Annotated in this window: 28 protein-coding genes and 1 pseudogene; 8 read left to right on the forward strand and 21 right to left on the reverse strand. The window is 61.8% G+C overall.

Translation table 11 applies throughout. From position 1 onward, the window contains the following. Nucleotides 1–39: 39 nt before the first annotated feature. The 9 genes from pth to lgt all read right to left on the reverse strand — a co-directional run bounded on the left by pth (nucleotide 40) and on the right by lgt (nucleotide 7,464). Nucleotides 40–735 carry an aminoacyl-tRNA hydrolase gene (gene pth / locus WH91_RS05035; protein ID WP_046169924.1) on the reverse strand — a complete coding sequence of 232 codons (696 nt, stop codon included), beginning with the start codon at nucleotides 733–735 and terminating at the stop codon, nucleotides 40–42. 71 nt (nucleotides 736–806) lie between these two features. Continuing rightward, nucleotides 807–1,445, reverse strand: a complete 639-nt coding sequence (locus WH91_RS05040; protein ID WP_046169950.1) for a 50S ribosomal protein L25/general stress protein Ctc — start codon at nucleotides 1,443–1,445, stop codon at nucleotides 807–809. A gap of 126 nt (nucleotides 1,446–1,571) precedes the next feature. Beyond that, entirely contained in the window at nucleotides 1,572–2,807 is a 1,236-nt protein-coding gene (locus WH91_RS05045; protein WP_046169925.1) for an RNA polymerase sigma factor, read from the reverse strand. After that, nucleotides 2,807–3,163 carry a YciI family protein gene (locus WH91_RS05050; protein WP_046169926.1) on the reverse strand — a complete coding sequence of 119 codons (357 nt, stop codon included), beginning with the start codon at nucleotides 3,161–3,163 and terminating at the stop codon, nucleotides 2,807–2,809. Before WH91_RS05050 ends, WH91_RS05045 begins: the two co-directional genes overlap by 1 nt. 94 nt (nucleotides 3,164–3,257) lie before the next feature. Then, nucleotides 3,258–3,617 (reverse strand): YciI family protein, encoded by a 360-nt coding sequence (locus tag WH91_RS05055; protein WP_046169927.1) that lies wholly within the window; start codon nucleotides 3,615–3,617, stop codon nucleotides 3,258–3,260. A gap of 107 nt (nucleotides 3,618–3,724) precedes the next feature. Then, nucleotides 3,725–4,657, reverse strand: a complete 933-nt coding sequence (locus WH91_RS05060) for a ribose-phosphate pyrophosphokinase (RefSeq protein WP_046169928.1) — start codon at nucleotides 4,655–4,657, stop codon at nucleotides 3,725–3,727. A 115-nt stretch (nucleotides 4,658–4,772) separates the two neighbouring features. Next, complete coding sequence (pgeF, locus tag WH91_RS05065) at nucleotides 4,773–5,537, reverse strand: peptidoglycan editing factor PgeF (protein ID WP_046169929.1); 765 nt, start codon at nucleotides 5,535–5,537, stop codon at nucleotides 4,773–4,775. After that, entirely contained in the window at nucleotides 5,537–6,616 is a 1,080-nt protein-coding gene (locus tag WH91_RS05070) for a class I SAM-dependent methyltransferase (protein WP_046169930.1), read from the reverse strand. Before WH91_RS05070 ends, pgeF begins: the two co-directional genes overlap by 1 nt. Next, on the reverse strand, nucleotides 6,613–7,464 hold the full coding sequence (gene lgt, locus WH91_RS05075) for a prolipoprotein diacylglyceryl transferase (RefSeq protein ID WP_046169931.1): 852 nt from the start codon (nucleotides 7,462–7,464) through the stop codon (nucleotides 6,613–6,615). The genes WH91_RS05070 and lgt overlap by 4 nt, the downstream gene beginning before the upstream one ends. Nucleotides 7,465–7,556: 92 nt before the next feature. On the opposite strand from lgt, the gene WH91_RS05080 reads away from it, so the two are divergent. The 3 genes from WH91_RS05080 to proC all read left to right on the forward strand — a co-directional run bounded on the left by WH91_RS05080 (nucleotide 7,557) and on the right by proC (nucleotide 9,680). Beyond that, nucleotides 7,557–7,805 carry an accessory factor UbiK family protein gene (locus tag WH91_RS05080; RefSeq protein WP_046169932.1) on the forward strand — a complete coding sequence of 83 codons (249 nt, stop codon included), beginning with the start codon at nucleotides 7,557–7,559 and terminating at the stop codon, nucleotides 7,803–7,805. Nucleotides 7,806–8,358: 553 nt separating this feature from the next. After that, entirely contained in the window at nucleotides 8,359–8,859 is a 501-nt protein-coding gene (locus WH91_RS05090; protein WP_046169934.1) for a type III secretion system chaperone family protein, read from the forward strand. Next, entirely contained in the window at nucleotides 8,856–9,680 is an 825-nt protein-coding gene (gene proC, locus WH91_RS05095) for a pyrroline-5-carboxylate reductase (protein WP_046169935.1), read from the forward strand. The genes WH91_RS05090 and proC overlap by 4 nt, the downstream gene beginning before the upstream one ends. A 65-nt stretch (nucleotides 9,681–9,745) precedes the next feature. Here the strand turns inward: proC and WH91_RS05100 are convergent, their stop codons facing one another. Continuing rightward, nucleotides 9,746–9,955 (reverse strand): cold-shock protein, encoded by a 210-nt coding sequence (locus tag WH91_RS05100; RefSeq protein ID WP_046169936.1) that lies wholly within the window; start codon nucleotides 9,953–9,955, stop codon nucleotides 9,746–9,748. Between the two features lie 382 nt (nucleotides 9,956–10,337). On the opposite strand from WH91_RS05100, the gene WH91_RS05105 reads away from it, so the two are divergent. Beyond that, a complete protein-coding gene (locus WH91_RS05105) occupies nucleotides 10,338–11,312 on the forward strand; it encodes a class I SAM-dependent methyltransferase (protein ID WP_052952598.1) in 975 nt (324 codons plus the stop codon). Nucleotides 11,313–11,366: 54 nt separating this feature from the next. After that, nucleotides 11,367–12,383: a low-specificity L-threonine aldolase gene (gene ltaE, locus WH91_RS05110; RefSeq protein ID WP_046169938.1), complete on the forward strand. Its 1,017-nt coding sequence runs from the start codon at nucleotides 11,367–11,369 to the stop codon at nucleotides 12,381–12,383. 66 nt (nucleotides 12,384–12,449) lie between these two features. Here ltaE and carB read toward each other — a convergent pair whose 3' ends face one another. Next, nucleotides 12,450–15,761 (reverse strand): carbamoyl-phosphate synthase large subunit, encoded by a 3,312-nt coding sequence (carB, locus tag WH91_RS05115; RefSeq protein ID WP_046169939.1) that lies wholly within the window; start codon nucleotides 15,759–15,761, stop codon nucleotides 12,450–12,452. 319 nt (nucleotides 15,762–16,080) lie between these two features. Between carB and WH91_RS05120 the strand changes: the two genes are divergently transcribed. Then, on the forward strand, nucleotides 16,081–16,929 hold the full coding sequence (locus WH91_RS05120; protein WP_046169940.1) for a division plane positioning ATPase MipZ: 849 nt from the start codon (nucleotides 16,081–16,083) through the stop codon (nucleotides 16,927–16,929). 91 nt (nucleotides 16,930–17,020) lie between these two features. Here WH91_RS05120 and WH91_RS25740 read toward each other — a convergent pair whose 3' ends face one another. From WH91_RS25740 to WH91_RS05145, 7 genes and pseudogenes are all read right to left on the reverse strand, one after another. Beyond that, entirely contained in the window at nucleotides 17,021–17,470 is a 450-nt protein-coding gene (locus tag WH91_RS25740) for a diguanylate cyclase domain-containing protein (RefSeq protein ID WP_082101997.1), read from the reverse strand. Further along, a pseudogene (locus WH91_RS26045) lies at nucleotides 17,461–17,770 on the reverse strand (GGDEF domain-containing protein). Before WH91_RS26045 ends, WH91_RS25740 begins: the two are co-directional and overlap by 10 nt. An 11-nt stretch (nucleotides 17,771–17,781) precedes the next feature. Beyond that, on the reverse strand, nucleotides 17,782–18,903 hold the full coding sequence (locus WH91_RS05130) for a THUMP domain-containing class I SAM-dependent RNA methyltransferase (protein WP_046169941.1): 1,122 nt from the start codon (nucleotides 18,901–18,903) through the stop codon (nucleotides 17,782–17,784). A 38-nt stretch (nucleotides 18,904–18,941) separates the two neighbouring features. Next, nucleotides 18,942–19,310: a response regulator gene (locus WH91_RS05135; RefSeq protein ID WP_052952600.1), complete on the reverse strand. Its 369-nt coding sequence runs from the start codon at nucleotides 19,308–19,310 to the stop codon at nucleotides 18,942–18,944. After that, on the reverse strand, nucleotides 19,310–19,774 hold the full coding sequence (locus WH91_RS26050) for a DUF6968 family protein (protein ID WP_425285349.1): 465 nt from the start codon (nucleotides 19,772–19,774) through the stop codon (nucleotides 19,310–19,312). The genes WH91_RS05135 and WH91_RS26050 overlap by 1 nt, the downstream gene beginning before the upstream one ends. 14 nt (nucleotides 19,775–19,788) lie before the next feature. Next, nucleotides 19,789–20,514 (reverse strand): sulfotransferase-like domain-containing protein, encoded by a 726-nt coding sequence (locus WH91_RS05140; protein ID WP_046169943.1) that lies wholly within the window; start codon nucleotides 20,512–20,514, stop codon nucleotides 19,789–19,791. Further along, entirely contained in the window at nucleotides 20,511–21,440 is a 930-nt protein-coding gene (locus WH91_RS05145) for an aminotransferase class IV (RefSeq protein WP_046169944.1), read from the reverse strand. Before WH91_RS05145 ends, WH91_RS05140 begins: the two co-directional genes overlap by 4 nt. Before the next feature lie 175 nt (nucleotides 21,441–21,615). On the opposite strand from WH91_RS05145, the gene WH91_RS05150 reads away from it, so the two are divergent. Both WH91_RS05150 and WH91_RS05155 read left to right on the forward strand, forming a co-directional pair. Continuing rightward, the gene (locus tag WH91_RS05150) at nucleotides 21,616–21,984 is read left to right on the forward strand and encodes a DUF4189 domain-containing protein (RefSeq protein WP_046169945.1); all 369 of its coding nucleotides are present in this window, start codon (nucleotides 21,616–21,618) and stop codon (nucleotides 21,982–21,984) included. Between the two features lie 58 nt (nucleotides 21,985–22,042). Continuing rightward, entirely contained in the window at nucleotides 22,043–22,309 is a 267-nt protein-coding gene (locus WH91_RS05155; RefSeq protein ID WP_046169946.1) for a DUF2277 domain-containing protein, read from the forward strand. A gap of 1 nt (nucleotide 22,310) precedes the next feature. Here WH91_RS05155 and clpS read toward each other — a convergent pair whose 3' ends face one another. The 3 genes from clpS to WH91_RS05170 all read right to left on the reverse strand — a co-directional run. Then, nucleotides 22,311–22,616 (reverse strand): ATP-dependent Clp protease adapter ClpS, encoded by a 306-nt coding sequence (gene clpS, locus WH91_RS05160; RefSeq protein WP_046169947.1) that lies wholly within the window; start codon nucleotides 22,614–22,616, stop codon nucleotides 22,311–22,313. A 35-nt stretch (nucleotides 22,617–22,651) separates the two neighbouring features. Beyond that, nucleotides 22,652–22,996: a type II toxin-antitoxin system PemK/MazF family toxin gene (locus WH91_RS26055; RefSeq protein WP_428040621.1), complete on the reverse strand. Its 345-nt coding sequence runs from the start codon at nucleotides 22,994–22,996 to the stop codon at nucleotides 22,652–22,654. Further along, nucleotides 22,974–23,365, reverse strand: a 392-nt coding sequence (locus WH91_RS05170; protein ID WP_210165770.1) for a hypothetical protein, incomplete at its 5' end; no start/stop codon positions are given. The genes WH91_RS26055 and WH91_RS05170, both read right to left, overlap by 23 nt.

Genomic DNA, 23,365 nt, shown 5'->3' on the forward strand with positions numbered 1-23,365 from the left:
GGAATGAGGGTGGGGTGATGGCTAGGTGGGGTGCTCTTCCTATTCTTTACCCAACAGCTTCTTGAGCATGTCGGCCATTGGCCCGCTCTTGGGCACTTCGGCCTGCGGTTCGGTCGGCCTTGCTTGCCGGATGTGGCTCTGTTGCTTGGGCGCGGGCTTGTCGGCTTCTTCGGGCTTGGTGGCCAGCGCCAGTTTGTTCATGAAGCCGCTGTCGTCGCCTTTAAGCAGCAGGCCGATGTGCTTGCCGATACCGTCGAGCAGCGGCGCGAGCCACGCCTGGTCGGCCTTGGCAAAATCGCCCAGCACATGGTGGGTGACGTTTTCCTTGCCGGGATGACCGATGCCGAGGCGGACACGTTTGTAGTCGAGGCCGATCTGCGGATCGATCGAACGCAGCCCGTTATGGCCGCCATTACCGCCGCCGATTTTCACTCGCACCTTGCCTGCGACCAGGTCGAGCTCGTCATACAGCACGATGACGTCGGCTGGCTCGATTTTGTAGAACTTGGCAGTCTGCTGCACGCTGTCGCCCGAGCGGTTCATGAAGGTCTGCGGCTTGAGCAGGATGACCTTTTCGCCGCCGATGCTGCCTTCGGCCAGAACGCCCGAATGCTTGGTGCGGAACTGGGTGATGGAATGCTCGCGGGCAATGGCGTCGAGCGCCATGAAGCCGATATTGTGGCGATTGCCTTCATATTGGCCACCCGGATTGCCCAGGCCGACAAGCAGCTTCATCAGTCGAACTCCAAAAACGAAAGAGGCGACCCGAAGGTCGCCTCAAACTGTAGCAGAACCACGCGGCGAGATTACTCGGCCTTGGCTTCGCCCGCTGGGGCGGCTTCGCCCTCTTCATCGGTATCGCCAGCCGACTTCAGAGCCGACGGAGCAACGATGGTGGCGATGGTCACGTCTTCTTCGTGGCTGTGATCGGCAACGCCGGCCGGCAGCTTGATCGAAGAAATGTGGACGGTGTCGCCGATGTCGAGACCGGTCAGATCGACGGTCACTTCTTCGGGGATGTTGTCCGCAGAAACGGTCAGATCGAGCGTGTGGTGCACGATATTGAGCGTACCACCGCGCTTCAGGCCCGGGCTGGCTTCTTCATTGATGAAGTTGACATGCACCTGGACGTTGATCTTGGAGCCCTTGCCAATGCGCAGGAAATCGACGTGCAGCGGGAAATCCTTCACTGGATCGAGCTGGTAGTCGCGCGGGATCACCTTGTGGATGGTGCCGCCGACGTCGAGGTCGATGGTGTGGGACAGGAAACCGCCGGCGTAGATCGCCTTGTAGATATCCTTGTAGGCGAGGGAGATGGTGACGGGTTCTTTCTTGTCACCATAGATAACAGCAGGAACGAGTCCCTGACGGCGCAGCTCACGAGCGGCCCCCTTGCCCACTCCTTCACGCGCCTGTGCACTGAGCACCTTGTTCGTAACAGCCATGGAAATATCCATTCTGGTTGGTGTATGCGTCACTACAACAGCATACGCGCCCGTCCTCCAGGGGTGACGAGCGCTTCATGGCGCGGGCTATAGCCCAAAGGGGGATGTGGGGCAAGCGGGAAGGCCTCAGCCGTCCTGCAACAGCTTGCGTTGTCCGATCAGATATTGCCTGACGGCATCATCGGTGGCTAGGCCGATTGCCAGGGTCATCGCTTCATAAGCCTCATCCCGCCGTCCGGCCCGCGCGGCGAGGTTTGCGCGCGCTGCCCAGTAGGGTTGATAGTCCGCCATGCGCTTGTCGTCAGCGATGACGACGAGGCTGGCCAATGCCGCTTCGATCCCCTGGGTTTCGGCTAATGCGACGGCCCGATTGAGTACCACGACCGGCGACTGGGTCAGCGACAACAGCACATCGTATAATCCAACGACCGCCTCCCAGTTTGCGCGGCCGCTGACTCGCCTTGCGACATGGGCCGACTGGATGGCGGCTTCGATCTGGTAACGGCCCGTCGGCCCAGCCTTGTTGGCCTGACGCAGCAGCGCCTCGGCGGTTACAATCTGCCGCTCGTCCCATATCGCTATGTCCTGCTGGTCGAACGGCACATAGGCGCCGTCCTCGCCTCGTCGCGCGGCACGCCGTGCCTCGGTGTACAGCATCAGCGCCAGCATGCCCTTGGCCTCTGGCTCCTCCGGCAACAGCGACACCACCAGCCGGCCGAGCCAGATCGCCTCGTCGGCCAATCGGTCGGCACTGCTGTCGCCGATCTCGGTCCAACCCTTGGCATAGGCGGCATAGATCGCCTCGAGCACCGCATCGAGCCGCGAGGGTAGTTCCTCGGGCTCGGGGATAGCGAACGCAATGCCAGTGTCCTTGATGCGCGCCTTGGCCCGCACCAGCCGCTGTCCCATGGTGGCGGGCGGAATGAGGAAGGCGGCAGCTATGTCCACGGCCGTCATGCCGAGGATAGTCTGCAGGATCAGCGGCGCCCGCATGCCGCGCTCGATTTCGGGGTGAGCGCAGGCAAACATCAGCGCCAGGCGCCGGTCTGGAATGGCATCGGGATTGGCGGCGGCCTGTTCGAGTTCCTCGGTCATGAGCTGGATATGAACCTCCCCGATGGTTCGGGTCTGCCGTCGTCGGATGGCATCGGTCTGGCGGCGGCGCGCCACGGTCAACAGCCAGGCATCGGGATTGGTTGGAACGCCATCGACCGGCCAGGATTTGAGTGCGCTGGCAAAGGCTTCCGCCAGCGCATCTTCGGCACCCGCAACGTCGCGGGTGCGTGCAGCCAGAAAGGCGACGAGGCGGCCATAGCTATCGCGGGCGACGCGCTCGGCTGTCTGGCGCGCCTCGTCCGTCATTACGCTCCCCGCGTGTTCCAGATGGGCCGGACTTCGACGGTGCCAAACTGGGCGCTAGGACAGCGCGCCGCCCATTGCACGGCGGTGTCGATATCGGCCACGTCGATCAGGTAATAGCCGCCGAACTGCTCCTTGGTTTCGGCATAGGGGCCGTCCAGCACTTCGGTCTTGCCATCGCGCACGCGGACACTTGCGGCGGTGGTCGTGGGCTGCAACCGCTCGCCGGCCAGCATGGCACCGGCCTTGATCAGCGCGTCGTTATAGGCGGCATATTCGGGGCTCATAACGCCCCCATCTACCCGGGTATTATCGATCACGGCCGGTTCGGTGCTATGGATCAGTAGCATGAATTTCATTGCCTGGACTCCTTGTCGTTGCGTCGGAGCCAGCGCCCCGATGCAACAATGTCGCCAAGCGAACGATGCTTTCGACTCTTTTGCAAAAAAATCTTCAGCCGGGCGCGTATCCTGGATTATAGGGCCGTATTTCTATGTTGCCCCAGGTCGCGGCGGGACATTGCGCGGCAAGGTCGATTGCCGCGTTCATGTCCGCCGCTTCGATGATGAAATAGCCGCCGAACTGCTCGCGGGTCTCGGCGTAGGGGCCGTCATGCACCTTGAGTTCGCCGTCAGCCTTGGAGATGGTCTTGGCGCTGTGGGTGGGCTGCAGGGCCGCAGTCGTAACGAATGCCCCGGCCTTCTTCAGCGTGTCCTGGTAGGCCGCCAACTGGGCCATGAAACCGGCCATCTGGTCAGGGGGCAGAGCCATTCCGACTTTTTCTTCTGCATACAGCATCAGCAGGTATTTCATCGCAGCACTCCTCGCGGGCAGCATAGCCCTTCAAGGCAATGTCGCGCGAGCGGTTGCGATTTCTACATGTTCGAGGCGATCAAAGGCAGAATTGCTGCGATGGAGAGTTAGTCGAATAAGCTTGAGACGCTCTGTTCGCTGGCGGTGCGGGCGATGGCTTCGCCGATCAGGGGGGCGATGTTGATGCGCCGAATATTGGCTGCGCCCTTGGTCGCCAAGGTTTCCTCGATGGAATCGGTCACCACCAGTTCCTTGAGCTTGCTGGCGGCGATGCGCTCGGCGGCGCCTTCGGACAACACGCCATGGGTAATATAGGCGGAGACTTCCTTGGCGCCGGCCTTGAGCAGGGCCTCGGCCGCGTTGACCAGCGTACCCCCCGAGTCGACGATATCGTCGATCAGGATGCAGGCCTGGCCTGAGACGTCGCCGATGATGTTCATGACTTCGGAAACGCCGGCCTTGGGGCGGCGCTTGTCAACGATGGCCAGGTCGGTGCCTAGCCGCTGCGCCACGGCGCGGGCGCGGGCCACGCCACCGACATCGGGCGAGACGATCATGGTGTTGTCGAGCTTGTAGTTGTCGAGGATGTCGCGCGTGATGATCGGCGCGGCGTAGAGGTTGTCGGTCGGGATATCGAAAAAGCCCTGGATCTGGGCGGCATGCAGATCAAGGGTAATGACGCGGTTGACGCCTGCTTCCGCGATCAGGTTGGCAACAAGCTTGGCAGAAATGGGCGTGCGGCCGGTGGCGCGTCGATCTTGCCGTGCATAGCCGAAGTAGGGGACCACTGCGGTAATGCGGCGGGCTGAAGAGCGGCGCAGCGCGTCGGTCAGAATCAGCAGTTCCATCAGGTTGTCATTGGCGGGAAAGCTGGTCGACTGCAGGATGAAGACATCCTCGCCGCGCACATTCTCATGGAGTTCGACGAAGACTTCCTTGTCCGCGAAGCGCTTGACCGTGGCGTCGCTTAGGGGCAGTTCGAGGTAGGCGGCCACAGCTTGGGCGAGGGCCCGGTTCGAATTGCCGGTCACCAGCTTCATGGGCGCGATCCTGTCTCAACCGGCCTCCAAGGGAAAAGGCCTATCAGTTTCGCGGGCAGCTTTATCGACTCGTCCCAAGCGGCGCAACGCGACAATTGGATGAAGGGTAAAAGTTTTATACCAACCCGATGACCGCGACCTGCCGGCCGGTCCTGCTACCCCGATGGGTGGCATGGCGATGCGAGAAAAAACGATCGGGATCGGCATAGGTGCAGGCATTGCGCGAGCCCACATCCGACAGGCCGGCCCGAAGGGCGTCGTTCCACAAAAAACGCGGCAAGTCGAAGTGCTCACGGCCACCTTCGGGACGGAAAAAGGTCGATTCGGCCGCCGGATTGATCTCCAGTGCGTCGCGCATGAAATCGGGGCCGACTTCATAGTTGTCGCCACTGATGGTGGGGCCAATGTCGAACAGGATGCGGCGGCGCTGGGCGCCAAGCGCTTCCATGGCGGCAATGGTGTTCTCGAGAATACCGGTCAGGGCGCCTTTCCAGCCGGCATGGGCGGCGCCGATAACGCCGGCATGATGATCGAGAAACAGCAGGGGCGCACAATCGGCGGTGAGCACGCCGAGCAGCACGTCGGCGCGGCGCGTCACCAGCGCATCCGCCTCGATGGCGGCGTCGGGCAGGGCGCTGGCTTCCACCGTCACCACGCGGTTGGAATGAACTTGCTTCAGGATGACCAGTGGCCCGCCTGCCATGGCATCGGCCACTAGGCCGCGATTTGCTGCCACGTTGTCGGGATCATCGCCCGCAGCGTATGAGACGTTGAGGCTGGCGAAATCGTCGCTCGACACGCCGCCCTGACGGCCGAAAAAGCCGTGCCGGACGACGCCGGTGTCGTTGAACAGGTCCGACTGCAGGAAGGGCACGCTCATCAGGCAAATCCCGGTGGATCGAGGCCGGGACTGGAGGCGCAGAACACCTTGAACAGCTCGCCCATCTGGTCGGCATCCAGCAGCCGGTTTTTTGCGGCGGTGACATCGGCGGCCGAGCCGGGATTGGCGGCGCTCAGCGCCTTGGCGCGCTGGTCCATGCCCATGCGCCGCAGGAATTCGCCCTGCGTGGCTAGCGGCTGAACGGCGAGGCCGGCACTGGTGGCCAGATTGCCCAATGCCTCAAAATCCACATGCGCCGAGATGTCGGTTTCTCCGGGCGCTTCGAGCACGTCGGCAAACTTGTGCTTTCGCACGCCCTGTAGCGTTTCGCCGGTCTGGGTGCGGGCATAGCCGTAGTCGATGGCGAGGATGGCGCCGCCCTGAGTTGAGACTGTGCTGGCAAGGCGCTTCATGACTTCGCCGCTGGCGAGGCCCACTTCAAACACGCTGTTTGGCGCGGCATTGGCGATGGCCTCCGGCATGGCGGTCGCCGGGATGGGTGTAGGGTTAAGGCCGAACACCCGGTTGCCGTTGTTCGTGCCGACCATGCGCTCGTGCCAGCCGTCGTCGGTGCGCACCAACTGGCGGATCGGCAGTGCGTCGAAGAATTCATTGGAGATGACGATCAGTGGGCCCCGGCCGACCTTCTCGAAGGCGTCGATCCATTTCGGCTCATAGGCTTCGAGCCGGGCATTCTGTTCGGCAATCAGGGAAGGACTGGTTTCGAACAGGCGCAGGTCGAGGCCATCGCGAAAGCCGTCAGCACGGCAGGCCACGCGCAACAGGTCAGCCAACAGCGTGCCGCGGCCGGGGCCAAGCTCGAGCAGGGTGAAGTCCTTGGGGCTGCCCATCTGCTGCCAGAGCGTGACCACGAAAAAGCCGATCAGCTCGCCGAACATCTGGCTGATCTCGGGCGCGGTGACAAAGTCGCCAGCGGCGCCGAGCGGATCGGCAACCTTGTAATAGCCCTTGGACGGATGGGTCAGGCAAAGCCCCATGTAGGAGGCAATCGACATCGGCCCGCTGGTGCGGATCTGCATGTCGATCAGTTCGGGCAGCGTGGGGGCGGGTTCGGTCATGCAGGCGTCCGCAATGCACTTTGCTTGCGCGTCGCCGCCCAGAGCACCAGCGCCAGCCCCGCGCCGACCAGCGGGATCGACAGCACCATGCCCATGGTCAGCCAGCCGCCATAAAGATAGCCGATCTGGCTGTCGGGCAGGCGCACGAATTCTACGGTAATCCGGGAGAGGCCATAGCCGATGCCGAAAATACCCGCGACCATGCCGGGGCGGCGCAACGCATAGAACACATGGGTGAAAATGCGGATGACCAGGAACAGTAGCAGTCCCTCCAGTGCCGCTTCATAGAGCTGGCTGGGATGGCGCGGCAGTTGCTCTGGATCGGTCGGGAAGATCACGCCCCAGGGCAGGCTGGTCGGCGCGCCATAGAGTTCGGCATTGATGAAATTGGCGATGCGGACCAGGAAAATGCCGATGGTTGCCACCGAGGCGATCAGGTCCAGACCGCTCAGCCAATTGCCATGGCCCTTACGCCAAGTGAACAGCACCACGGCCAACATCAGGCCCAGCATGCCGCCGTGATAGCTCATGCCGCCGTCGAGCGTGTTGATGATCTCGGTCGGATTGGCCAGGTAATAGGGCAGGTTGTAGAACAGCACGTATCCGATGCGACCACCCAGAACGATGGCCAGCATGGTCCAGAATGCAAAGTCCCAAATGTCCTTGGCGGGGAAGGGCGGTTCGCCCTTGTGCCACAACCGCTGGTTGGACAGCATAAAATAGGCGTAGACCGCGCCAAGCCCGGTGCCAAACAAGTAGCCCAGTGCATACCAGCGCACCGCGAAGGGGCCGATGGCGAAGGCGATGGGGTCGATATTGGGGAAGGGCAAAGACGGCTCCTGCGGCAATCGGCCGGACCATTGCCGCTTCGGCCTCTCTGGTCAAGTCGGGTGGCTTGACCTAAGTAATGTCTCACGAGGCCAAACCAAGTGGGTATGTCATGAGCCAGAATAACAGGATCTTCGATGATCTGGGCCGTTTGATGAATGAAGCCGCCGGCGTGGCCGACGGCGTGCGCCGCGAAGTCGAGACCGTGGTCAAATCGCAGGCGCAGCGCATCGTGGTCGATATGGACCTGGTCAAGCGCGAAGACTTCGACGCGTTGCGCGAGCTGGTGCAGGTGCAGGGCGAAGAGATCGACGCGCTGCGCAAGGAACTTGCCGCCCTCAAGGTCGCCAAGGCAAACTGAGCTTGCGCTTCGCCGTCAACTCCGACGTGCATGGCAATTCTTTCGCACTCGATGTCGTGCTGGACGATATCGAGCGCAAGGCGAGGATGATATTTCTGCCTCGGTGACAACGACGGAGGCTCGGTCGATCGGATGGGCGACGTGGAACGCGCGCCACGCCATCATGGAGCGGCGTCCCGCGGGTTGGCTACGACCCATCTCGCATTGCCCTATGACAATGAAGCGGCTGCCCGGCTGGCGGCAGCAAATGGTTTTCCACAATGGGCCGCGTCGTTGACCAATGGCTGGGTTGGCACGGAAAGCCTTGACCGATCGCGTTTTATGATCTGCTTTGAGACGCATATGCGCTCAACACTGGCTTCGTGTTAACAGTCTGTTAACGCGAAGCGCTTCAACCTTCATCCACAAGAGAATGCCGTCCTCGGCCTGTGTCGCGTCCCCTGAATCAGTGGGGCGGTGTAGGTTCAAATCAACAGGACGATTCGTAAGCCCTTGTGCGTGCGGCCAGTTCCCTGAGTACCCAAAATCAGCCGGTTAACGGACGGAACCGTCTATGTCTCTTTTGCAAGTCGAGCCCGATCGCCATGTCCACCCGGTGGACATCATCGAGCACATTGCCTCGATAAATGACTGGACCTTCGAGCGCCAGGACACCGATGAAATCTCGATTTCGGTCCGCGGCGGCTGGAGCGATTACCATGTCTCGTTCAACTGGATGGAAGACCTGGAAAGCTTGCACATTGCCAGCGCGTTCGACCTCAAGGTTCCGGAAGGCCGGCGCAACGAGATCAAGCAGTTGATTTCATTGATCAATGAACAGCTGTGGATCGGTCATTTCGATATCTGGAACAAGGAAGGCGTGGTGCTGTTCCGCAATTCGCACCTGCTGACCGGTGGCGCTGAAGTGTCGCCGCAGCAATGTGAAGCGCTACTGCGCTCGGCCACCGATAGCTGCGACCTTTATTACCAGGCGTTCCAATTCGTCGTGTGGGCCGGCAAATCGGCCGCCGACGCGCTGAGCCATGTCATGTTCGAGACGGTTGGCGAGGCATGAGTGTCGCGCTGCGCGATATCGGCCCGGTCATGCTGATCGGTGCCGGCAAGATGGGCCTAGCGCTGGCCAAGGGCTGGCTTGATGCCGGCCTACCGTCCGGCAACCTCGTGCTGGTCGATCCTAATCCGGGGGACGCGGCGAAGGAACTTGCGCAAGACTATGAGCTGACCATCAGCACTGAAGCGGTTGGCCTGCTACCCAATGTGCTGGTGCTGGCGGTCAAGCCGCAGATCATAGATAGCGTGCTGGCATCGCTGCAGCCGGTGACCGGCGCGCATACGCTGGCTATTTCCATTGCCGCCGGCATCGATATTGCGCGGCTGTCGCGCGGTCTCGGCATGGGCCGCATTGTGCGTACCATGCCCAACACGCCCGCCCAGATCGGCAAGGGTATTACCGGTCTCGTGGCTGGTCCCGATGTGACGGCCCAAGGTCGTGCCGTTGCCGAAGCTTTGCTGCTTGCCGCCGGCGCCGTGGTCTGGCTCGATGCTGAGAACCAGCTCGATGCAGTTACCGCGGTTTCCGGCTCTGGCCCTGCCTATGTGTTCCATCTGGTCGAAGCCCTTGCAGCTGCGGCCAAGGCGCAGGGGCTGCCCGACGCGATCGCCGAGCAGTTAGCGCGCCAGACTGTCATCGGCTCTGCAGCCTTGATGGAGGCCGATACCTCTGCGCCCGCAGTGCTGCGCCAGAACGTAACCTCGCCTAATGGCACGACGGCTGCTGGTCTTGCGGTGCTGATGGGCGAGAATGGGCTCACCGAACTGGTCGGCCGGACAGTCGATGCTGCGAGGGTGCGCAGCGAAGAGCTTGGACGCCGGTAGTTCCCAATAATTACAAAGGGCGCGTCACTCCAAGTAGACGCGCCCTCCGTCGATTTACGAGCTGCTCAGGCAGCTGTCAGGTTGTCGGCGGCGGACTTCCCGGTCCGCTTGTCCTTGACGATCTCGTAGTTGATCTTCTGGCCCTCATCGAGCCCACTCAGGCCCGAATGCTGAACAGCGGAGATATGGACGAACACGTCCGCCCCGCCTTCGTCGGGCTGAATGAAGCCATACCCCTTTTGGCCGTTGAACCATTTTACGGTGCCAGTTGCCATGATGCGCGTTCCCTCGTGCAGTCGCTGCTGTAGGCAGTCCCGGCCGCTATTGGCCAAGACCTAGTGATATCGAAATATCGGAAAGTGACGTCAGCAGGCGCGAATGGAATTCGCAGGATGAGATCGGTCGGCCGCAATATTCGATCCGGCAAACGTAGCTTGAAAAAATCCTTGGTTCAATATCTGTTTGGAAACGACAAAGCGCTTGGCTCGAACCTGCGTTCTGCCAAGAAAAACACTAACATCGTCAAGTATTTGGGCCAAACCATGCTGGCCGGGCTGATACCTGCCATCGAGGCGCAGTGCTTGCTTTTATCCCGGAACGAGCGCACATCCCGGCTGCCAGACGAGTGGTCCGGTGACCCCAGGAAATCCCCTCGTCTTGACCAAGGCGTTTCATTCTTCCGGCGATGTGATCGCTGACCGTCGCGCCGGCTATGCTAAAATGCTGGCGGAGGGCGGTGATCATACGGCTGCTGCCGACTTGATGAGCCAAGCTCTCGAAATTACACCGGATTGGGCTGCGGGCTGGGACCTGATGGGGGCCTATGCTGAAAAGGCTGGCGATGTTTCGGCAGCGATTTCGGCGTGGCGGCATCTCGAGGCGCTTGACGATGAGGGCGTGTTCGGCGCCGGGTTGAAACTTGCGGCCCATGGGGCGGGCGTAGCGGCCAATGGAACCGCAGTCAGCTATGTCGAGGCCTTGTTCGACCAATATGCCCCGCAGTTCGAACACGCCCTGGTCGACAGGCTCGGCTACCGCGTGCCCGAGATGCTGGACGAGATGGTGAGCCAGGAAATGGCGCGCCTGGGTATTGCCGGTTTTGCCCGCGCGCTCGACCTTGGCTGCGGTACGGGGCTGATGGGCGAACGGCTGCGTGGCAAGACCGAGCACCTCGAAGGCATCGACGTCTCAGCCGCGATGATCGCCGAAACGGCCCGCAAGGGCATTTATGACGTGCTGCAGAAGGCCGAACTGGTCGCGGCGCTGACAGCACGCCGCGCCGACGCCGATCTGGTGACGGCTGCCGACGTGTTCATCTATTGCGGCGCCATCCAGCCGGTGCTGGCGGCGCTGGTGCCCGCCTTGCAGCCGGGTGGCCTCGCGGCTTTTTCGCTGGAAGCGCATGACGGTCCGGAGGCGCTGTTCCTGCGACCGTCTCTGCGCTATGCGCATGGCGTGGAGCCGACACGCGATGCCCTGGTTCTAGCCGGGCTGGACATATTGCGGTTTGAAACCGCCGTTCTGCGTTTTGATCGTGGTGCGCCAATTACTGGCATGCTGATTGTGGTGCGCAAGCCGGCGCTGGCGTTGGCGGCGGCAAACGCACCGACGGCGATGTCGCGGCCTGACTAGGCAAAGCCGGCCGGTCTTGTCACAAGGGTGCACCAAACCCTCGCGAGTCCGCCCATGAACAGCATCCGCTACGATTTCCGCTCCGACACCGTTACCAGGCCATCCGCCGGCATGCGCCAAGCCATGGCCGAAGCCGAAGTGGGCGATGACGTGTTTGGCGACGACCCGACGGTCAATCGCCTGGAACAGCGCATGGCGGCACTGCTGGGCAAAGACGCGGCGATCTTCGTGCCGTCGGGTACGCAGTCGAACCTGCTCGCTTTGATGAGCCATTGCGGCCGTGGCGACGAATTCATCGCCGGCCAGCAAGCGCATCTCTACAGCCATGAGGCGGGTGGCGCGGCAGTGCTCGGCTCGATCCAGCCACAGCCGATCGCGCATCAGGCCGATGGCACCATGGACCTCGCCGAGATCGAGGCGGCCATTAAGCCAGACGACAATCACTACGCGCGTACCACCGTGATCGCATTGGAAAACACCTTTGGCGGCAAGGTATTGCCAGTCAGCTACATGGCGCAGGTTGCCGACATTGCCAAGCGGCATGAGCTGGGCTTTCATCTCGATGGGGCGCGGGCGTTCAATGCCTGCGTGGCACTAGGGCTCGATATCAAGAGCTTCACCGCGCCATTCGACAGCGTTTCGATCTGCCTGTCCAAAGGTCTTGGCGCGCCCATCGGCTCGGTGTTGATCGGCCGGCAAGACTTGATCGACAAGGCCCGCCGTCATCGCAAGATGCTGGGCGGCGGCATGCGTCAATCAGGCATTCTGGCGGCCGCGGGTCTATACGCGCTGGACCACAATGTGGACCGTCTCGCCGATGACCACCGCCGCGCCAAAACGCTCGCCGAGGGACTTGCGGCGTATCCGGCGCTCAAGGTCACCATGCCCGATACCAATATCGTCTTCGTCGATGTCGAGGCGGAACTGGGCCAGCGCTTCACGAGCTTCCTCGAAAAGCGCGGCGTTGGCATGATCGGCTACGGCAAGCAGCGCTGGGTCACCCATCTCGACGTGGATGATGACACCGTGACCGGGGCATTGGCCGAGGTCGCCGCCTTCTTCCGCGGCTAGCGATCACAATAGACAAAAAAAGAGGCCGCGACATTCACCGCGGCCTCTTCGATTTCAGGTCTGCATTTATTCGGCGAAGTAGCTCTGGAGAGAGCGGACCGTGAGGCTGCCCTTCTTGAGGGCGACGATGCCTTCCACTGCGGCAAGGGCGCCGTCGATGGTGGTGTAATAGGGGATCTTGGCGAACAGGGCAGTGCGGCGGATGTCGCGACTATCGCTGATCGACTTCATGCCGTCGGTGGTGTTGATCACAAGTTGCACGCCGCCATTCTTCATCGAATCCACGATGTGCGGCCGGCCTTCGAGCACCTTGTTGATCTTGGTCGCGGCAATGCCGTTCTCGACCAGATACTTCTGCGTGCCGCCGGTGGCGAGGATTTCAAAACCGGCTTCGACGAGATGGCGCGCCATGTCGGCGATATACTGCTTGTCCTGATCGCGAACGGAGATGAAGGCCCGGCCCGAGGTCGGGACCTTCTGGCCGGCACCCATTTGCGACTTGGCGAAGGCCATGGCGAAATCCACGTCGAGGCCAATGACCTCGCCCGTCGATTTCATTTCCGGCCCCAGCACCGTATCGACGCCCGGGAAGCGGTTGAACGGGAACACGGCTTCCTTGACGGCGATGTGCTTGTACTTGCGCTCGACGAGGTTGAAGCTGGCAAGGCTTTCGCCGGCCATGATGCGCGAGGCGATCTTGGCGATCGGCTGGCCGATCACCTTGGCGACGAAGGGCACGGTGCGGCTGGCGCGCGGATTGACCTCGATCAGGTAGATGACGCCGTCCTTGAGTGCATACTGCACGTTCATCAGGCCGCCGACCTTGAGTGCGAAGGCGAGCTCCGTGGTTTGGCGCTTCAGTTCGGCGATGATCTCGGGCGACAGGGTGCGCGGCGGCAGGGTGCAGGCGCTATCGCCGGAGTGAATGCCGGCTTCTTCGATATGCTCCATGATGCCGGCGACGAACACGTCCTTGCCGTCACACAGGGCGTCGACGTCGATTTCGGTAGCGCCGGACAGGTAGGCATCGAACAGCAGCGGGTTGTCGGACAACACCGAGTTGATCTGGCCGGTCCGGTCATTGGGATAACGCTGCAGGATGTCGGGCGGCACGAGGCCGGTCAGGGTGTCCTGCACATAGCGCTCGAACTCGTTGGCCGAGTGAACGATGGCCATGGCGCGGCCGCCCAGCACATAGGAGGGGCGGATCACAAGCGGATAGCCTAGGCGTTCGGCGACCAGGCGCGCCTGCTCGAGGCTATAGGCGATGCCGTTCTTGGGCTGGGTCAGTTCGAGCCTGTCGAGAAGCTTGGAGAACTGGTCGCGATCTTCGGCCAGGTCGATGGAATCCGGCTGGGTCCCGAGGATCGGCACGCCGGCCTTGAGCACGGCCTGGGCCAGGTTCAGCGGTGTCTGGCCGCCGAGTTGCACGATCACGCCATGCAGCGTGCCGTTCTGCTTCTCGGTTTCGAGAATTTCGATGACGTCTTCTTCGGTCAGCGGCTCGAAATACAGCCGGTCCGAGGTGTCGTAATCGGTCGAAACCGTCTCGGGATTGCAGTTGATCATGATGGTTTCATAACCGGCCTCGCTCAGGGCGAAGGCGGCATGGCAGCAGCAATAATCGAACTCGATGCCTTGGCCAATGCGGTTGGGGCCGCCGCCGAGGATGACCACTTTCTTGCGGTCGGTGGGCCGAGCTTCGTCGGCGACCTTGCCGGCAAACGGCGTCTCGTAGGTCGAGTACATATAGGCCGTGGGTGAGGCGAATTCGGCGGCGCTGGTGTCGATGCGCTTGTAGACCGGACGCACGTTGAGGCTATGGCGCAGCTTGCGCACGTCATTGGCCTTGAGGTTGGCGAGCTGGGCCAGCCGCTTGTCGGAAAAGCCCATCGCCTTGAGCGAGCGCAGGGTTTCGGCTTCCTGGGGCAGGCCGAACTGCTTGACCTTGGCTTCGGTGTCGACGATGCCCTGCAGCTGCTCGAGGAACCATGGGTCGATCTTGCAGGCCTCGTGGATATCTTCGAGGCTCATGCCAAGGCGCATGGCTTCGGCCACATGCAGCAGGCGATCCGGGGTCGGGGTACCGAGCGCGGCGCGGATGGCGTTCTTGTCTTCGCCTTCTCCCAGGCCGGGAATGCCGATCTCGTTGAGGCCGGTAAGGCCGGTTTCGAGCGAGCGCAGCGCCTTCTGCAGCGATTCCTGGAAGGTACGGCCGATAGCCATGGCCTCGCCAACCGACTTCATCGAGGTGGTCAGACGATTGTCGGCGCCGGGGAATTTCTCGAAGGCGAAACGTGGAATTTTCACCACGACATAGTCGATGCTGGGCTCGAACGACGCCGGGGTCATGCCGCCGGTGATGTCGTTGTCGAGCTCGTCCAGCGTGTAGCCGACGGCGAGGCGCGCCGCGACCTTGGCGATGGGGAACCCGGTCGCCTTGGATGCCAGCGCCGACGAACGCGAGACGCGCGGGTTCATCTCGATGACCACCATGCGGCCGTCAGCCGGGTTGATGCCGAACTGCACGTTGGAGCCGCCGGTCTCGACGCCGATCTCGCGCAGCACCGCCAGCGAGGCGTCGCGCATGATCTGGTATTCCTTGTCGGTCAGCGTCAGTGCCGGCGCGACGGTGATGCTGTCGCCGGTGTGGACGCCCATCGGGTCGATGTTCTCGATCGAGCAGACGATGATGCAGTTGTCCTTGGTGTCGCGGACAACTTCCATTTCGTACTCTTTCCAGCCGAGCACGCTCTCCTCGACCAGCACTTCGCCGGTGGGAGAGGCGTCGATGCCGGTCTCGATGATGTCGAGATATTCTTCGCGGTTATAGGCAATGCCGCCGCCGGTGCCGCCCAGCGTGAACGAGGGGCGGATGATGCAGGGCAGCCCGATGACTTCGAGCGCCTGCAGCGCTTCGATGGTGTTATGCGCCAGCATGGAGCGGGGTGTTTCGAGCCCGATCTTCTTCATGGCGTCGCGGAACAGCTCGCGGTCTTCGGCCTTGTCGATGGCCTCGGCGGTGGCGCCGATCATTTCCACGTTGTACTTTTCGAGAATGCCCATCTTGCGCAGGCTGAGCGCGCAGTTCAGCGCCGTCTGGCCGCCCATGGTGGGCAGCAGCGCATCGGGGCGCTCCTTCTCGATGATCTTGGCGACCACTTCAGGGGTGATCGGCTCCATGTAGGTGGCATCGGCCAGGTCCGGATCGGTCATGATCGTCGCCGGATTGGAGTTCACCAGGATGATCCGGTAGCCCTCTTCCTTGAGCGCCTTGCAGGCCTGGGTGCCGGAGTAATCGAACTCGCATGCCTGCCCGATGATGATCGGACCCGCACCGATAATGAGGATCGATTTGATGTCGGTACGTTTTGGCATGGGGCTCGCTCAACTTGTCTAAACGTTGGTCGGGCGAGAGGAAAGAATCGCCCGGACAGCACCTGTCTCGCGGCAAACCGCACAGCAACTGAGCGCTGCAGCGCGGTGGTAGGATCAGACATGGTGGTCAAGTGGGCTGTCTAACCGAAGAGTCGGGAGAAGGGAAGGGTGGAATACATTCTACCCAGACTTGTGGATTAGCCTGGTCACCGCCGCGTCCAGTCACATCGTGGGTCGAACACCCCCTCATTAGCCGTTTGTTAACCATGTGGTCGCGAGATGGACCTGGGGCGGAGATGCCTGATTTGTGGAGACGAACATGGTGCAGACCGGTGCGCATATCATTGCCGTGGGCAATGAAAAGGGTGGCTCGGGCAAGTCGACGACGGCTTTGCATCTGGCTGTCTATCTGCTGCATCAGGGCCATCGCGTCGCCACCATTGACGTCGATAGCCGCCAGCAGACGCTGACGCGCTATGTGCGTAATCGGCGTAATACGGTCGAGACGACCGGCCATCAGGTGCCGATGCCGAGGCATGTGCATCTGCCGACGGCATGGGGCGATTCTATCCGCGAGAACCAGCGCGCTGAGCTCGACATTTTCACCAAGGCCATCGAGGGCCTGCGCGGCGAGGTCGATTTCATCGTCATCGATACGCCGGGCTTCGATGGCAATCTGGCCCGCCTGGCGCATGGCTTTGCCGATACGCTGGTTACGCCGGTCAATGACAGCATGATCGATCTGGATGTGCTGGCCCGCGTCGATCCGGTCAGCGGCGAGCCGATCGAGACCAGTCCCTATTCGCGCAATGTGCAAAAGGCCCGGGCGGAGCGGCTTGCCAATACGGGCAAGGGCATCGACTGGGTTCTGGTGCGCAACCGCATCTCAAACCTCGGCTCGCGCAATGCCAGCCAGGTGCAGAACACCATCGAGCGCGTCGCAGCCCGTCTTGGCTGTCGCGTCGCCGACGGTATCGCCGAGCGCGTGATTTTCCGCTCGCTGTTCCCTGTCGGCATGACGGTGTTCGACCCGCTGAATGCCGACCTGCTCGGCGGCGCTCCCTCGATGTCGCATGTCAACGCGCGCCAGGAATATCGTAGTCTCGTCGCGGCGCTCCAACTGCCGGTGTCAGCCACGGTGTCGGGGCCGATGCGGCTGTCGGCTTAGTTTCTTGGCAAAATCCACGCGCACCATCAGGTTGCGCATCGCTCATTCAGGCTTGTCAACGCGCGTGCCGTTGCCGACGCGCCTTGCCGGCTCAATCAAACGCGACGATGACGCGCTGTTCCGTGCGGCCGGTGACGCTGCAGGGCCACACCATGCCGTCCGAGAGAGTCCACAGGATGAATGAGTCCGGCACGTTGAACGCGTCCGGCAGGGCGATTTCAGCGCTGCTTTCGCCGAGGGCCCGTAGGGTGCAGTCCACAGTGGAATGGCGGTTGTTGAAGACGACCTTGCCGGCCTTCAGCACGCGGCGGCGCTCGCCCTCAGGCTTGTTGCCGGACTGCCGCCAGGTCGTACACTGATTGCGGCCGCTGCTTTTGGCTTCGTAGACCGATTCGTCGGCCTTTTGCAGCACGCTTTCCACGTCGTCAGAATTGGGGTCGAGGACCGCAATGCCGAAGCTGGCGCTGATCGAGATCGGAGGATGGCTCCCTGGAAAACTAAGGCCTCGAAACAACAAGCGCAGTTTTTCGGCTACTTCGATCGACCGCCCCCGTCAGTATGGGGCAGCAGCACGGCAAATTCTTCGCCACAGAGCCGCCCGATCAAGTCGCTCTGCCGCAGTTGCCCGGCCGTGGCCTTGGCCACGGCAGCCAGCACCGGGGCGCCAGCATGACCGTAGGCGTTTGACCGCCTTGAAGTGGTCGATGTCAAAGCAGATGTAACTCAACGCACTGCGATGGCGCTTGGCCAGGGTGACGAATTTCCGGGCTTCGTCATTGAAGGCGCGGCGGTTGGCAATGCCGGTCAGGCTATCGACGGAGGCGATCTGGCGCAGCTCGATCTAGTCCATATTTAGTTCTTGATAGGCTGCTTGCTCCGCCACAGGCCGACGCGCAGGCCGCCGTGCAAGACCGTCGGTTCGACCAGCTCAAGACCCAGCCCGGTGGCGCGCGCCAGTTCCTTGTCGGTGGTGATGATGCCGACGCGCCAGCCGGGAAATTTCGCGCGGATCACATTGCCCAGCGAGCGATACAGCCCCATCAGCGGCGCCTTGTTGCCGAGGCGGGTGCCATAGGGCGGATTAACCATGATGATGCCGGGCGGGCCTTCGGGTGGCTCGAGATTTTCAACTGTCTGCTGCTGGAAGCTGACGAAGTTGGAAATGCCCGCCCGCTCGGCGTTTTCACCTGCCATGCGAATGGCACCGGGATCGCGGTCGGAGCCAAAAAAGCGGATTGCGGGCGTGTTCGCGGTCGTCGATATGCGCAGCGTATCCCAGGCTTTCCGGTCGAAACCGGGCAGTTGCTCAAAGGCAAAACTGCGCTCGCGGCCCGGTTTCAGGCCGAGCGCTATCTCTGCGGCTTCGATGACAAACGTGCCGGAGCCGCACATCGGGTCGAGCACAGTTTGTTTGCCGTCATAGCCGCACTGGCGCAGGAACATGGCGGCCATGGTCTCGCGCATCGGCGCCTTGGCGACGCCTTCCTTAAAGCCCCGCTTGTGCAGCGACTCTCCCGTCGTATCGAGGCTGATGGTGACAAGATCGTCCTCGATGCGAACCATGACGCGGACAGCGGCGTCGTCCGCGATGGGCGCGCCGAACTCTTCGGCAATGGCCAAGGCGACGCGCTGGCTGGCGGCCCCGGCATGATAGATGCGCGAGCGCTTGCAGCTGGCCTCGACTGTCACCGGCACATCCTTGCGCAGCAGCGTGTTCCACTCGACCTTGCGAGCGCGCTTGTCGAGCTGGGCCAGGTGCATGGCGCGGAAGCTGGCAACGCGGGCCAGCACGCGGGTGGCGCCGCGCAGTTCAAGATTGGCGCGCCACACATCCGGCCAGGTGCCGGGGAAGGACACGCCACCGTCCACGACCTTGGCCTCGGCAAAGCCTGCCTGCTGGGCCTCTTCGCACAATGGGGTTTCGAGGCCCGGCGTGGCGACGAGGTAGATTTCAAAGGCTGCTGGTTCGGTCATGGCGCAGCGTTAAAGCTTTTCGCCTGCGCGCGAAAGGGTCAGGCGGCGCGCTGCATGCGGCGGTCGAGTCCGTCGAGGATCTGCTGGATGTCGTAAGGCTTGGGCACGAAGATAGCATTGGGTGGCAATTGCGAGCGGGTCGGACGCACGCCGCCCGATACCACGACGATGGGCATGCTGGGCTTGAGCTGCGCGCAACGCCACGCCAGATCCAGCCCGGAATTATTGCCTGGCAGTTCGATATCGGTAATCAGCGCGTCGATGTCGGATTTGCAGAGCGTGCGGGCAGCGCCATCAGCCATCATGAGCGGCAGGGATTCGATGCCAAAGTCGGCGAGGTTTTCCACAAGGTCGAGCAGCAGCATCACCTCGTCTTCGACCACCATGACCCGCCTGATACCGTCCATCACCTTGCTCCGCATCGTGCACACCGATATAAGGAGTGCCGGTCCGCCAAGGTTGCAGCATGGCTGGAATGGCGTGAGGTTATAGTTAAGAAGCGCATAAAATTGTAACTATCGGTCTGGCACCTGAGCGATCCGGTCTTCTCCAATGAGATCGCCATACCCAACCTTCGGCATGGTAAAGCCATAACCATCCCGGGCCTGCCCCAGCTCAGATTGCCCGCCTTGTGGTGCGGGCTGGCGTACAGATAAACCGCAATCATCCGCATCGCACCGTAGGTCGCCTGTACGCCGTCAAACCCCCGCGCTCGCGCCGACTTTATGCCTTCCGGCCAGCCGATCTGAAATTGGCACTCCCAAAATCCATCTCCGCTTAACGGGACCGAAATCGTCAAGGGCACTGCGACGTCGACTCCGGCTAATCGCAGCGACAGAGTTCGAGATATTGTCGGCGATGCCTGCCTCACGTCGCGTTGGATGCCTATTGCCTATGCGCCGCCATGCGTTCGTAGAACGGTCTCGCCTGGTCGGCAATTCCGCGCAGGTGGTCTGGCAGGGTGGTGGGGTTGTCGTCGGGCGGGGCGAAGCTGGTGCTGTTGAAGATGGCGCCGTACCAGTGCGGTGCCCAGACGCCGTCGTCGGGATGCTGGCCTTTTGGCCAGCTCAACATCGCCTCGATGAACGGAATCTGAACAGCTTTACACAGCGCGCCAAGGGTGCCCCGGGGATCGCGGCGGACGTCTTCGGAATCCACAACCGTTGGCGCATGCCCCAGTCGGTCGGCAACGCGGTCGAACAGCATGGCCTGCTCGGCAAATCCGATGTCGCGCAGGGTGACGTGCTCGCGCTTTTGCGCATAGGAGGCGAGCACGCGCTCGGGGCTGCGCAGCAGGAACACATTGGTGACGTTGTCCATCCAGTCGAGCGGAACGCCCTCGATCATGTGATGGGCCATGTGCTTCTGGTACCAGATCGACTTGTTGCCCGGCACCGGACCGAGCAGGTCGGCTGCCACCTGATGGGGGTCCTGCGTCTGGCTGGCCAGCACTTCGTCTTGCATCGGATGAACCACGCCGCTGCGGGCGAGGTACGCCGCATAAAACGGCTCGTCGCTGACAGCGGTGTCGGGGCGCGAGGAAAAGCTTCGCATCATCGCCGTCGACAGGTTGCGCGGGCCGGACCACATGGCGATGCGGCGGATGCTCATGGCCGGTAGATCTCCTGCTCGATCAACGCGCGATAAAGCGTCTGCAGGCGCAGCGTCATCTCGCCGGGAATGGGACCGGGGCCGGTCAGCGGATGGCCCATCACCCGGCCGTCGACTTCGCGCACCGCCGTCAGCCCGGCGAAGGTGCCGGTGACGAAGGCCTCGTCGGCGCCATAGACGTCGGTCAGCGAAAAATTCTTCTGCCGCACCGTGATGCCGGCGGCCTCGGCGACGCGGATGATGTTGCCGCGGGTGATGCCGCCCAGGCAATAATCGCCGGTCGAGGTCCACAGCTCGCCGCGGCGGACGATGAAAAAATGCGTCGAATTACAGGTGGCGACGAAGCCCTGCGGATCGAGCATCAGCGCCTCGTCGGCACCGGCCTTGGCCGCCTGGATACAAGCCTGGATGCAATTCAGCTTGGAATGGGAATTGAGCTTCTGATCCTGCATATCTGGCGCGGTGCGGCGGATGGTCGAGGTAAACAGCGTGATGCCGTCCGGCTTGGGCGAGGCCGCCTTGTATTCGGGGATGATGACGATGGTGGCGGCGCCGATGGTCACCCGCGGGTCCTGATAAGGCGTCGCCTTGATGCCGCGCGTTACCATCAGGCGGAGATGGACGCCGTCGTTCATATTGTTGGCGGCGAGGCAATCAAAGATGCGCTTGACCAGTTGATCTGGCGTTAGTCCGACCGAGAAATCCAGCGCCTTGGCGCCCTCGTAGAGCCGCTCAAGGTGTGCCCAGAGGAAGGGAATGCCGCCCTTGTGCAGGCGCAGGCCTTCCCAGACCCCATCGCCCAACACGAAGCCGGAATCAAACACCGAGATCACGGCGTCCTTGCGCTTGGCCAAGGTGTCGTTGACCGCGATCAGGACGTCCGCATTGCGCGGGTCATCGACATATTCATGCACGCCGTAAGCCATTCCAGCACCAATCAAGTTTCTAGGACCACTGTCGGCGCTCCTGCGCCAATGGGCAAGACAGGCAAGAATTTTCCCACTGTCCTGTCCTGCGTTAGCCATCTCGGAACGCTGCCGGTAAGTCTGCTGGCTATGGGTTGGGCTGACCGATAAGACTAGGCGTCTTGGGGGATTTCCGATGCGCCAACTGCTAGCCGCTTTTGCCGTTCTGATGCTGTGCCTATCGCCAACACAGGCGGCGAACTACAATTATTATGGCGCACTGGCGCTGTCGCAGAGCAATGGCGCCGCGGGCACCTCCAGCAAGCGCGTAAGCTATGAAAATGCCCGCGACTGGGCACTGAGCTATTGCGGCGAATATGCCGACGACTGCATGATCGCCGTGTATTTCGTCAATACCTGCGCTGCCGTGGCGCGCGGCACGAATGGTGGCTACGGCACCGGCAAGTCCAACTCTCTCAACACCGCCAAGACCACCGCCATCGCTTCCTGCCGCAGGTATGACACCGGTTGCGTGGTGCGTGCCTCAAGCTGCAGCCGACCATAGGCTTGGCCGGGAACCTCGGCCCGGTGTAGCCTTCCTGTCAAACGCCGGGAGGTCCACCATGTGCCGCAATATCAAGCCGCTGTTCAATTTCGAGCCGCCGGCCACGGGCAATGAAATGCACGATGCGGCGCTGCAGTTCGTGCGCAAGATTTCCGGCTACAATGCCCCGTCACACGCCAATGAAGCGGCGTTTCACGAGGCGGTGGAGGATATCGAAAAGGTGGTGGGTAGGCTGTTGAAGTCGCTCGCGACCAATGCGCCGCCCAAGGACCGCGACCAAGAAGCCGAAAAGAAGCGCGAGAAGAGCAAGCTGCGGTTTAGCTAGATCACTCTTCAGGCTCGGTGGTGAACAGTAGGGGAAAGCCGTGCTCGCGGGCAAAGTCGGTGGCCCGCGTGGCTTTTTCCTCGGCGATTTCCCTGGTGAACACCGCCACGAGGCAGGCGCCCTTGGTGTGGGCCGTCAGCATGATCGCCCCGGCCTGCGCTTCGGGCACGCGAAACTCGGACTTGAGCAGCCGCACGACGAATTCGCGCGGTGTGTAGTCGTCGTTGAGCAGCATCACCTTGTAAAGCGGCGGCCTCGCCGTCTTCAGTTCGGTGTCGGTACGGTTTTTGGTATTGGTATCGGCCATGCTCGCCTCCGGGGCGACTGAATTGCCTGTGTGGGTCAACCCAATATTCTTGAAATGCCAGCTCGCAGCTTTGCTTGGTCAGCCGTGCAAAGATACCCGAGTTGACGAAGCAGCAGTTCGTTCGGCAGCGTGAAAAGTTTGAAGCGGACTACCGATGGATGGGGTATCCCGGCAATGTCGAGATCCGACAGCATAATGTCTTCATCCCATCTGGAGTTTGCTGCCGTGGTTATCATGGCCAGTATGGACTGGCCACTGTCACGGTTGAAGCTGGCAGATGACAGCACGACAGAGGGTCGACGCTTTGAGACCGGAATATCCGTGAATGGAAAGGGGACTACTACGGTATCGCCGAATTCACAGATCGGCATAGGCCACATCGTCTTCCGAGGTATTCCACTCGCTCAAGGTGCCAATGACTGATGAAAGGTAGCTATCCGTGGTTTTTACCTCACGGATTGGAACAGACTGCCCAGTCTTCTGTCGCATTTCTGCCCAAACAGCCTTGGTGCTAGATATGGGCTTAATACCAAGTGTCGGTCGTCCATCGCGCCCGTCCCGCATCCGCTCCCAGGTGCCCACCACGCCATCCACTTCGAGAGCAACGACGTCTCCCGCCCGTAGCTCGCGCAGCCGTTCTTGAAGGTTTGCTCCGCCTTCAATGTGGCCAATCCAGATAGCGTCGTCTCGTATAGTTACGGTTGCCACATCAGACTCCTGTCCCACCAATATAGGGGCGGGGTGGGGGT

Source organism: Devosia psychrophila (genome assembly GCF_000971275.1).
Classification (GTDB): Bacteria; Pseudomonadota; Alphaproteobacteria; order Rhizobiales; family Devosiaceae; genus Devosia; species Devosia psychrophila.